The organism is Sinanaerobacter chloroacetimidivorans (assembly GCF_018128545.1).
Classification (GTDB): domain Bacteria; phylum Bacillota; class Clostridia; order Peptostreptococcales; family Anaerovoracaceae; genus Sinanaerobacter; species Sinanaerobacter chloroacetimidivorans.
Map to the genome: position 1 here is coordinate 144,064 of NZ_JAGSND010000011.1, position 11,736 is coordinate 155,799.

The 11,736-nt window shown below is 40.0% G+C and carries 7 protein-coding genes and 1 tRNA gene; 2 read left to right on the top strand and 6 right to left on the bottom strand.

Going from position 1 to position 11,736, the window contains the following annotated elements; genetic code table 11:
* Positions 1 to 13: 13 nt before the first annotated feature.
* Positions 14 to 1,405, bottom strand: a complete 1,392-nt coding sequence (locus KCX82_RS15535; protein WP_227019408.1) for an amidohydrolase family protein — start codon at positions 1,403 to 1,405, stop codon at positions 14 to 16.
* A 214-nt stretch (positions 1,406 to 1,619) separates the two neighbouring features.
* Here KCX82_RS15535 and KCX82_RS15540 point away from each other — a divergent pair, with 214 nt between their 5' ends.
* A complete protein-coding gene (locus KCX82_RS15540; RefSeq protein ID WP_227019409.1) occupies positions 1,620 to 2,381 on the top strand; it encodes a helix-turn-helix transcriptional regulator in 762 nt (253 codons plus the stop codon).
* A 151-nt stretch (positions 2,382 to 2,532) separates the two neighbouring features.
* Positions 2,533 to 2,607, top strand: a tRNA-Asn gene (locus KCX82_RS15545).
* A gap of 54 nt (positions 2,608 to 2,661) precedes the next feature.
* Here KCX82_RS15545 and KCX82_RS15550 read toward each other — a convergent pair.
* From KCX82_RS15550 to KCX82_RS15570, 5 genes are all read right to left on the bottom strand, one after another.
* Positions 2,662 to 7,056 (bottom strand): non-ribosomal peptide synthetase, encoded by a 4,395-nt coding sequence (locus tag KCX82_RS15550; RefSeq protein WP_227019410.1) that lies wholly within the window; start codon positions 7,054 to 7,056, stop codon positions 2,662 to 2,664.
* A 47-nt stretch (positions 7,057 to 7,103) separates the two neighbouring features.
* The gene (locus tag KCX82_RS15555; protein WP_227019411.1) at positions 7,104 to 8,591 is read right to left on the bottom strand and encodes a response regulator; all 1,488 of its coding nucleotides are present in this window, start codon (positions 8,589 to 8,591) and stop codon (positions 7,104 to 7,106) included.
* A 2-nt stretch (positions 8,592 to 8,593) separates the two neighbouring features.
* On the bottom strand, positions 8,594 to 10,618 hold the full coding sequence (locus KCX82_RS15560) for an ATP-binding protein (protein WP_227019412.1): 2,025 nt from the start codon (positions 10,616 to 10,618) through the stop codon (positions 8,594 to 8,596).
* 210 nt (positions 10,619 to 10,828) lie between these two features.
* Positions 10,829 to 11,230 (bottom strand): pyridoxamine 5'-phosphate oxidase family protein, encoded by a 402-nt coding sequence (locus KCX82_RS15565; protein ID WP_227019413.1) that lies wholly within the window; start codon positions 11,228 to 11,230, stop codon positions 10,829 to 10,831.
* Positions 11,231 to 11,306: 76 nt separating this feature from the next.
* Positions 11,307 to 11,519 carry a hypothetical protein gene (locus KCX82_RS15570; RefSeq protein WP_227019414.1) on the bottom strand — a complete coding sequence of 71 codons (213 nt, stop codon included), beginning with the start codon at positions 11,517 to 11,519 and terminating at the stop codon, positions 11,307 to 11,309.
* Between the last annotated feature and the right edge of the window lie 217 nt (positions 11,520 to 11,736).

Sequence of the window (11,736 nt, forward strand, 5' to 3'; positions counted from 1 at the left end):
CAAATAAATTGCTCTATAATGTCCAAACCTTGTTTTTCTGCCGGAGAATTTTGCCGGGAAGCCTGTCTTCTATGGCCTTTTCTTCAGAGACAATCGTCACACCGTTTACGATAACGTACTCGATACCTGAAGGAGAAGCATCCGGTCGGCCTATCCCGACATAATCCGCATTATCTTTTACCTTCTTGATGTCAAGCACTACAAGATCCGCATCTGCGCCGGTTCCGATCCAGCCCTTTGTATCCGATATTCCCATCTGCTTCGCCGGCATATAGCTTGATTTTTTTACAGCTTCCATCACCGATAAAGCACCTTGTTCTCTGACTAACCTTTGAAATACCCTTGGAAAAGTACCTGCATCCTGGGGGTGGCCATTGCCGGGTTTCTCTGATAATCCGGCATCAGTGGAAATCATTGTATACGGCTGTTTGATGGCAAGTGCAAGATCGGGAATAACACCCACAAAAGCGGTTCCAACCGTTTCTTCTTCGTACTTCTTGATATCCTCTATCATTTCCGGCGTAGCTCTCTGCCCTGCATATTTACCGGTAGAAATCATCAGATCACTGATCTGGCATCCGTACCTCTCATGCCACCCGTCATCAAATACGGCCGACTTAACAAAAGTTGCGAATGCTTCATAGATCCCGGAGTCACATAGTACGGGCAGGTTTTTCTTTGCCGCATTATCGATCATGCATAAAGCCATCTGTGTAACTTCAGGGTGGACACCAAACTGATAGGCCAAATGGGAAATCTGAACTCTTGCGCCTGTTTGTTCCGAAATAGAGATGGCTTCTTTCAGGCCGCGTGCAAAGTCCAGCGCATCAGTCCTGATATGTATGGCGACCAGCTTGTCAAATTTTGAAGCCAGCTCGGCAAGAGGCATATATTCCTCGGGAGCTGCACCCGGTGCATACTCAAGACCGAGAGAGATGCCAAAGGCCCCTTCTTCCAAGGCCCGCTCAGCAATCTTCGTCATTTCTTCAATCTGACTTGGAGACGCCGCAGCATGCGGATCCCGGATGCCTGCCATTTCTCTTAAAGTCCAGGAATGCCCAACCAAAGTTGCAAAATTAATGGGGTATCCCTTTTCTTCCATTGACTCAAGATATGCTTTGATCGGCATTTCGGGCGTCATTCCGCAGTTGCCGGATAGGCAGGTAGTGATGCCTTGCTTCGCCGAAAGCCATACCGGATAAAGCGGAAAATTTAGATGAGAGTGTATGTCAATGAATCCCGGACAAACAATTTTATTTCTCGCATCTATCATTTCTTTTCCTTGCAGCTTCTCCCTGCACACCACGGCAATCTTGCCGTCTTTGATGCCAATATTGCCTACGGTCTGAACTTCTCTCTTCGGCTCTATAATGGTGCCGTTGTTGACCACGATATCATACAGCATAGGAAATGAACCTCCCCAATATTATGATTGTGATGTTGCAAACATTACACTTTACCCTTATAATTTTAACATAATTCCAAATATTTGAAATTATCTGTCAATACGATTTTTATAATTAATTGGATTACAGATTTACTCTAATCGGATTATATTCCTATAGAGCAATACATAAATATATGCTATAGAGAAGGATTGAGAAAGCGAGGGGATAGGATTGACGAATAATCAGATTATTTTGCTGAATGATATTATATTAAAGATCCATACTGCGAAAGATTTTGAAGATATGAGGAAGATCGTCCTGTCTTCCCTGCGGTTTTTAGTTCCCTGCGTCGGTATTGCTTTTTACCTGGCATCCAGATCCGAACAATACAGGCTGACCGACGGACTTGGTATCGGCATATCAGAGGAATGCATGTCGATCTATTTGGAGGAATTTCAGGAATACGATCAGACTATATGGTCCTATGCGACTCCCGTTTCTAAAGTATATAACGAATCCGCCTTTATTCAGAATGAAGCAAAACAAAATACAGATTTCTATTATAGGATCTACGCTCCCCTGAAAATATTTTATCAGGCAGCTTTAACCATCATACAGAACGGAATTTTTCTTGGCGTTATTGCAATTTTTAGAACGAAGGAGGAAGGTGAATTTCAGCCGGAAGAATTATTTAACCTGGAACTGCTGGCCTCGCATCTGGGAGCCCGGATGTACCAACATCTCCGGTCAATCAACGTAAAACAGACAAATAATCCGGACCGGGAAATCTTATTGAACAACTATCATCTTACCTTGCGTGAGACAGAAGTTTTATATGCAATTCTCAATGAAAAGGAGAAGCAGGAAATCTGCGAGCATTTATGTATCAGCCCTAACACTTTAAAAAAGCATATTATGAATCTTTATAAGAAGTTTCAGGTGCATAGTTTGGTGGGGTTGTTCCAGGCAGCAGCTCAAATCAAAATTTATTAAAATTTGGATACGATTCCAGTTATTTCGTTATGATTTCTATTTATATTATAAATTCTTTTAGGTCATACTAATTCTAGATCGGACAACTAAAAAACTTCTTCGCTGAAATAATCATCCGAAGGTCATTCAAAGTTGCCCTTTTACCTGTTGTTGGAATATAGCTCAATGGTGGAGCAATCGGCTGTTAACCGAGAGGCTGTGGGTTCGAGCCCCACTTTTCCAGCCAATATAAAAAAGTCACTCAGATTCTAATTCGGTCTCTGGGTGACTTTTACATAGTTTAAATAAACCCTGTGTCTTTCATATGACAAACTATTTTTCGAATGTAATCCAAACTGATTTCGGGCCATTCGAGTTCAAATTTTTTCAGATGATCTCTGGTTATTTTAGTGTCTGGCTCGATGGCAAATTTGTAGTTTAATGCTTTTCTATCATGTAAATCATTAATAAGCCCAAACAAGATATTCTGTCTGGATTCGCTGCTCGAAATCTCCTTTATATAATTCTCGAACTTTCTGCTATCGAGCTCTTCAATATTCAGAGATAGTAGGTTAAACATACTGATCAACTCTTTTATTTTGATTTTCTTAGGATTTAATATATGGAAAGCTCTTCCTCTGGATTCTCCTTTCATTGACAGGATCGATACCATTTTGCTCGCATAATCAATAGGGGTGAATTCAATCTCCTGAGCCAGCAGATATTTTGGGATAGCTTTCATGTCAATGATAGATTTTAATCTGTTATAAAAGGCATTTTCTCTTATATTTTTTTGAAAAATTCCATCACAATATCTTCCGGTCAGATTCCCCATTCTGAAAATGGTTGCTTCCAACCCCTCTCCCATGGCTTTCAGGATTATATTTTCCGCCTCAAATTTGCTTCTGACATAGAGATTGTCCTTATAATTCTGACCGATATCAAAATCCTTTTCCGTGAATCGCATTCTTCTTTTCGGCTCATTCACAAGATATTCTCCGGACACGCTAACCGTGGAAACATGATTCAAAGGCAGTTTAAACTGATTTGCAAACCGGACAACCTGCTGGGTTCCGATCACATTTGCCTTCTGAAAATCGGGATAATTGCCGTAATGCTTTACAATTGCTGCAGAATGAATCACAACATCCACCTTGCGCCCTAATTTTTCATATTCTTTGTCACTGAGTCCCAGATTGTGCTGAGAGACATCCCCTTTTACTGCAAAAATCCTATTCTCTATAACGGTTTGATCCAACTGTGGGAAATAATCCTTCAGCAAATTCAGCAATCTGTCCCTTGCGTCTTTTTTATTTTTCCCTCTGACCAGACAATAAATATCCTGATTGCCTGCGGTTAATAGTTCCTTTAGAATATGTATACCGAGAAACCCTGTGGAACCGGTCAGAAGAACGCTGCCTGATTCGATATCTTTCTTCGCATTTTTGTATTTTCTGATTCTGGGCATTGAATAAATAATATTGGATTCCGCAGAAAGATTTTCGTTGGTAATCTCCCCGATACGATCAGAAAGCTGCCTGATGGTGGGATATCGATAAAAATCCTGCATTGTCAGGTTCCAGTCGAAAGCATAGGTGACGATTTGAATTTGGATGATTCCCAGAGAATCGCAGCCTAACTCAAAAAAGTTGTCATCAATTCCGATTTTCCTTACTTTTAAAATTTTAGAGCATATCTTTGCAAGGATTTTTTCTTCGTTATTCCTTGGTGCGGTATATTTGGCCCTCTTTTGATTATTACGGTCAGGATCCGGCAATTGTTTTCGGTCAACCTTTCCATTGGGTGACAGCGGTATCTTTTCCAGCTGAACATAAAAGGCTGGGACCATGTATTCCGGCAGACTTTCCGATAGATAAGATTTTAAGTTCACCGTTTTGATATCCTGCGGGGATACGATATAGGCACACAGATATTTATTTCCTTCTTCCGAATTTTTGGCTACAACAACGGCATCATCTATAAATTTAAGGTTCAATAGCTGGGTCTCAATTTCTCCCAATTCGATCCGGAACCCTTTGATCTTGACCTGGTTGTCAATTCTGCCAAAAAATTCAACATTGCCGTCGTTCATGTACCGTGCAAGGTCTCCCGTACGGTATAAATATTCCTTCTTGCAGTATGGATTTTTTATGAATTTCTCGGCGGTTAGATCCGGATTATTGATATAGCCTTTCGTGACTCCCTTGCCCCCTATGCAAAGCTCACCTGAAAATCCTATCGGCAGGAGCTTGCATTGTTCATTAACGATTAACAATTTCATGTTTGTCATTGGTTTCCCAATGGGCGTGCTGCCGGCGGAGGGAATTTTATCAAGAGGTTCTTCATAATAACTGGTATCAATGGTGGCTTCTGTAACGCCGTAACTGTTTATCACTCTCATTTGACTGCCATATCTCTCAACGATTTCTTTATAGTTTTTGATGGGGCAAATGTCGGAACCGATAATCAGCAGCTTTAAGCAGCTGATATCCAATTGATTGTCATAGACGTAATCCATGAATGGAATCAACAAAGCAGGTGTTGACTCTAAAATATTGATCCTGTGTTTTTCAACCAATGCATATAAATTTCGCGGGTTGTATTGATCTTTATTTCTGCAGATGATCATCTCTCCGCCGTTGAATAATGCCCGGGCTAAATCACCGGCAAAGACATCGAAGGAAAAACTCGCTATTTGCAGCAATTTAACGGGGAACTGATCCAGGTCATATTCTTTTCTCCATGCAAAAGAAGCATTTACAAAATTTTCATTTGTTACCATGACTCCTTTTGGTTTTCCGGTGGAGCCTGATGTATAAATCACGTAAACAAGGTTTTGAGGTTTCGCACAATGGATTGTATTGGAATCATCCCCAATATAAATTTTAGGATCATCAATCTCAACAATCGCACCAGCTTTACCCTCAGCGTTCTTACCTTCAGCAAGGATTCCAGATTCGCCATCAGCAGGCTCACCGAGTTCTGTCATAAAAGGAATTCTATCTTTTAAATGAGACTGGATCAGTAATAGATTCACACCGCTGTCCTGAAGCATGTACGATATTCTCTCCGGCGGATATTCCGGATCAATGGGCAGATATGCTCCTCCGGCTTTTAAGACACCAAAGACTCCGATGATCATTTCCAGGGAACGGTTCACCATGATTCCCGCAATGGTGTCAGGCGTCACCCCTTTACGGCTTAACACCCTTGCCAATTGATTTGCCTTCTGATTTAGTTCCCTGTAAGTTAAATACTGATCTTCAAATCTAACCGCAATGGCATCCGGTGTTTTTTCCGCTTGCTCCTCAAATAATTGGCAGGCTGTTATATCTCCGGGGAAATTAAAAAATGTATGATTGAATTCGTTCAAGATCCTGTTTCGTTCGATCTCATCCACTAATTCCATATCACAGATTTTCCCAGTTTCGTCCTTTGTTCCCTGCCGAAGAAAAAGCATGATCCTTTTTTGTAAATCATCGATCTCTTCTTCTGTAAATAAATCCTCCAGGTAATCAAAATGCAGTATAAAGGCGCCGGTATCGTCCCTGTCATCGATATGCAGGCAAAGAGATTCGGCTACACTTCCATTGGGATACCAGGTTGTTTTAAATTGAAAATCGTGATTTGTTTTCAAAATTTTTGAATTTTGATAGGAAACGCTGAAATCAAAAAGATTTGTGGATATCTTATGCTTTTTACGGATTTCGGACAACAGGATATTGTAGGGATACCTTTGATGACGGAACACTTCCATATGCTCTTTACCCATTTGTCTGCACAATTCCAAAAAAGTACTCTGCTGATCCATTCGGATCGTTAATGGCACCGTACTGATAAACATCCCCGTCATTGCTTTTTCCTTTGCCCCGCTCCTGTTTAAAACCAATGAGCCGAAGGAAACTTCCCAAAAACCCAGGAATTTTCCGGCATAAATACAAAGCGCTGTTTCAAAGACAACAGCCGGTGATAGTGCGTGTTCTTCACAAAATTGCCGGATGATGGCTGCCTCTTTACCATCAACAATATAAGTTTTACGGCCGGCATTTGAGCTGTAATAATCCTTGGTTTTCAGCTTGATGGAAGTTGGATTGGGCTTCTGGGGGAATTTTTCAGACCAATACTCACCATCGATCCGATATTTGGAGGAGTTCAAATAATCCTTCTCACTTTTTAAATAATCCAAATAGGAAGGTTTCCTGTCTGCGGCATTCCCGTTGCCTTCCTTTAGATTTTTGTAATTCTCCATTGTTTGGGTTCCTAAAAGAGAGATGGTCCACGCATCTCCGATGATATGGTGGAATTTGACGTAATAACCCTGTTCCCCGTCCCAGGACTTCATTAAATAGAATTCAAACAGATCAGAATCGATTAAATTGAATGGCGTTTTCATTTTGTTTAAGAGCCAGAAATCTTGCTCTTCTTTTGTTTTTCCGCAGAAGTCAATGATTCCAAAAGTTCTTTTTTGATATTCGGACACATATTGGACAGGTTTCTCTCCTATTACTTTGATCTGTAATCTTATAGAATCATTGCTTTCTATAAATTGATTGATAGCCTGTTCCCAAAGCTTGAAGTCCAATTCTTCTTTTAAGAGAAGGGTACCTCCTATGTTGCTGATGGAGGTACCTTGAAAAAATCTTTCCGTATCCCATATTCTCATCTGGGGTTGTGTTAAATCTAAATATTCTACCATAATGAACACCCCTTAAATTGCAGTAAATTGATGATCCGGCAAAAAAACTAGTCATCAATATCAATGATTTTATTTTCTATTAATTGAATAACAACTTCAACAATCTCAGGATCAAATTGCGTACCAGATCCTATTTTCAACTCATTAATCGTATCGCTTAAGCTTCTTCTTTTTCTGTAAATCCTGTCGGTTGTCATGGCATCCAGCGCATCCGCCACACAAAGGATTCTTGCCAGAAGAGGGATTTCATTACCTGACAATCCTTTCGGATATCCTTTTCCATCATATCGTTCATGGTGATACAAAACGATAGGTACAATTTCTTTAAACATGGGGACTGCCGCCAATATCACAGCCCCGCGCTGCGGATGCTTTTTCACTTCTTCATATTCTTCCTCGGTAAGACGTCCCGCTTTTTTTAAGATTCCATCATCTATGCCGATCTTTCCCACATCGTGGAAGGTTCCGCTGTCCCTGACCAAATCGATCAATTTGTCTGGCAGGTCCATTGCTCTTCCGATCTTTACGGCATACTCCGAAACCATTTCCGAATGACCGCCCGTATAATGATCTTTTGCATCAATTGCCAGTCTGATGGTTTCCACAGTGTTGACATACCAGGTGCCCATTTCTCCTTTCGTATGCTGCAGCTCCTCATTGATGGCCTTAATCGTATTTTGAAGTAAAAAATTGGTAATGGCATTTGTGGCAATGGCAGTATAAATCGTAAGCTGCTGAACCAGATCCTGATCAATTGCCTTGTTGTTGAACTGCACATACAGGATTCCCAGCGTGCCATACCGTTCATCGCTGAGGGGAATAAAGATACCATTCCCGAATACATTTATTTTTTTCTCTGAACGTGCAAAATGAATCTGCTCCAGGAGTTCATCGCTTATGGCATGAAAACCCTCTTCAAACGTACCGATTCCGCAAAAAAAATTGCCGTCTCTATTGTTGTTTTCATAATTGGTGATATTATCTACCAGGATAAAAGCATTCTGAGTGTCTACAATGGGGACAAGCTCTTCAAGGATATCATTGATCATCAGGTTGATGGATTGTATTTTATAAATATTAGGAACTGCCACTAAAATCTTATTGAATCCGTCCCTGGTTTTCTTGACCTTTTTCATCATATCTACGGACTTCAGAGCAGATTTTATCAGGATCAACAATTGATTATTGTCGTTGGACTTTTCACAATACCCTGTAATATCCAAAGTATTCATGATTTCCAATGCCGGGGCTTCCGCATAGCCGGTTAACAGCAGAATGTACAGATCTTTATCGAATTTTCTAATTGCCTCGACCACCTTATCCCCGCGCATTTCATCCATAAGATAATCAAGGATCAGCAGATCATAGGTATCCGACTGCAGCTTCATCAAGGCATTTTCTACTATCGTCTCCCCTTCCACCTGATATCCGTAACTCTTTAGGACCTCTACTTTTTTAGCAACATATTTGCCGTCGTCATCAAGCAGTAAAATCTTATAGTCATGGAGGTTTGTTGCATTATTCCGTATCCGCATAATTATTTTTCCTCTTTCCTGATTGGTAAAGTAATAATGAATTTCGATCCTTTTCCTTCTTCCGTTACGAAACTCAGGCTTCCGTTAAATTTAGCCTTAATAATAGAATTCGAAATGTAAAGTCCAATCCCTGTTCCCTTGTTCCCTTTTGTCGTCACCATTCTGTTTAATAATTTATCCTGAATGTTTGGCGGAATGCCCATGCCATAATCCTGTACGATAATTTCCAGTTCCTCTTTATCCTTTAAAATGTAAAGATCGATCTGGCCGTCACCTGTGGCATAGGCTTGAATTGCATTGGATATCAGTACATCAATAACCTGAATAAGGTTTCCGATATCTCCGGTAATCTTATCCTCCTCCGACATGTTCGTATGAATATCCAGCTTGCAGCTGTTTTTCCTCAACTCGTTTGTCATCAGGATGTTAATGCCTTTTATCAAATCCTTTATGGCAAACTGCTCATCTTCGGACTTGTCCAGATCCGCAGAGTGGTTTTTAACCATATTGATGACACTATTAATATAATTCAAAGTCTCCTGTAAATCTTTCACATGTTCTTTTATTTCTTCTGCAATTTTATGGTGGTCTTCTTTCGTTACCATATCGACATCGATAGATTGGTCATACTCTTCGGCGAGGTTTGCGATGCAAAACGTGGCATCAGATGCGGTTGATATAGGAGTTTTCAAGCTGTGGGCAATCCCGCCGATCAATTGTCCCAGCGATGCCATTCGTTCCTGCTGTATGAGAACCTCCTGGTTATCTCCGATTTGATTGATATGATTTTGAACCAATCTTTGAATTTTGTTAAAAGCGATAACCAAATCCGAAGTTTCATCATTGGATGTAATAGGAAGTCTTTTATCAAGACCTATGTATTCGTTTGAGGCTATTTCGTTTAACCTGTGTGCAACGGTTAGTATGTCGTCAGACATTGCTTTTGATAAAAAATAGAGAACAATGCTGCAAATCAATAAAATAAAGATAAATCCAATAACATAAAAAATAACCAGGTTGTTGGAAACGATATCGAATTTGATGCCTGCAATATAGTTCCCGTCTATTCCCGGAACATTGACAATGGCCCCCCGGATTTCTTCCGTAACATCATAGACATATCCGCCGTTATCCATGGACATTTCCCATAAATAAGTTATGAAGTAGTCGCCTAATGGCTCATTATCACTGGTAATGATGTGATGATCGGGAGTGATGATAAATCTTGTATCCTTCTGATCGTTTACAGGCCTGATACTGTAAAGCTGTTCTTTAATTTGCTCCAGGGTCCATTCCTGATGTCTGTAATCTGAAAAGGTATCCTGCAAAGATTCCATATAACCGTCACAGATCAAGTTGCCCTTATCCTCAATATTGTAAGAGTATCCAACCAATGAAGTAATAGAAATGGCCACGATGAATATGGGCAGTACTTGCAGAAACAGTTTAAATACGATGGGAATTCTGATTCCGCCTATATTGGTATCCGATTCAAGTCTCAGCAACAATCTTTTTAAAGAATTCTGTGATACAACCAGTGTTATGATGGATACTAATGTAAAAAATGTAATGACTAAAATAAATACTCTGAAGAAAACTGAAAGCGAGGCATTTTCCAGTATAAAAAGCGGCAGGATCAGCAGCGTAACAAGGACCGCTGCAACGCCAATCTGGATGATATAGATCTGATACGGTAAATTAAGCAATTTCCGCTTCATCTTTAACAAATGTTCCGGCACCACATCTCCGGGATTATTCAGGTATTTTTCAAATTCCTTTACCCCTCTCAGGGACAGGATGATAATGACAAAGCCGATGAATAATCCGAATAACAGCATAATAACAAACTGCCACGTATAGCTTAAGCCGTGCAGTTCATCAATATAGGCGTATCCTGGCGCATAGTTCAATAACACAGGAACCAATTGGTAAAAAATAGAAGTGACAAATATGACTGCTATCGTATATGTAAATAGAATATTAGCCATAATGTTATTTCTAAGAAACTGTAATAATCTAGATTTCATATACTGTATCTCCAAATTACATATTACGATAAACTTCCATAATATCTGAACATGTTTAGACGAAAATTGTCCTTCTTTGACTACATTTTACTATTAACGCAATATACCGTCAATATTTATAAATGGCCTTTGAAAAAAAACAAAAACCCTGCAATTTAATCCGCTGCAGGGTTAATAGATGATACCTGATTCTATTGCGTTTCGCGATCCTTAAAAATTTTCATCACATACATAACCGCCCTCGTGTTTATGCATCATAGCGTGCCCATGGGGCATGTAAAATACTTTGAACTGCGGATTGTCTGCCGACTGATAGATTTTAGATGCATTCCTGCTGTTTTGGATCATCATATCCTTATACTTCTTATCGTCGGTGAATTTCACATCCCCCGTCAGCTGAACATAGGTCAGATTCTCATCTGTTGCACAAAAGCTGGCTTTTGGATTTGATTGCAGCTGGGAATAAACGGCTTTATCATCCGAGGTATAAAAAAACACGCCGTCGTCCGTTTTAAAGCCGTACTCGAACGGCCTTACATAGGGTTGTCCGTCGGCAGAGGTTGCAAGATTTCCGAATTTATTTTGTTCTAAAAAATTGATAATCTCCTTCATGTATAAGCTCCTTTCACGTTTTCACAACAGCCCCCCGGCTGTCTGGTGACATTATTTCAGCTTGTGAAAAAAAATTTTAAGACTCTTCGTTTTTTTGATAAACATTATAGTGTGACTGTAAGGTTTCGAATCCAATCGCATCATAGATCTGCTTTGTCACATTGCCGTCGTCCTTTAGCTGCACTGCGTCCGGATTCTGCCTTTCAGCAGTTTTTTCTGTCTCCGTACCCGTATCGTATGCTCTGAAGTTCTCTTTCTTTACATAATATATTTCTTTCTCTTTGCTCACAGAATTCACCTCCCAGCGTTAATATTTCCAAGAGTACGATATAATATGTCAAGCTCCGGTTCTTTTTTATCCCAACAGTAATTTTTATACGGTAAAACGAATAAAAAATCATCTGCCGAATAGAAAAAGAACCATCAAAATGTTCAGCACCCCAAATGTTGGACGTTAATTTAAGCAGCAACTTGGGAATGAGTTCGATATTCAACAGGACTCATTC

Bases quoted from the DNA above. Each gene is read 5' to 3' on its own strand.
- KCX82_RS15560 (WP_227019412.1), bottom strand. From the start codon at position 10,618: ATGAAATCTAGATTATTACAGTTTCTTAGAAATAACATTATGGCTAAT.
- KCX82_RS15550 (WP_227019410.1), bottom strand. From the start codon at position 7,056: ATGGTAGAATATTTAGATTTAACACAACCCCAGATGAGAATATGGGAT.
- KCX82_RS15565 (WP_227019413.1), bottom strand. From the start codon at position 11,230: ATGAAGGAGATTATCAATTTTTTAGAACAAAATAAATTCGGAAATCTT.
- KCX82_RS15535 (WP_227019408.1), bottom strand. From the start codon at position 1,405: ATGCTGTATGATATCGTGGTCAACAACGGCACCATTATAGAGCCGAAG.
- KCX82_RS15555 (WP_227019411.1), bottom strand. From the start codon at position 8,591: ATGCGGATACGGAATAATGCAACAAACCTCCATGACTATAAGATTTTA.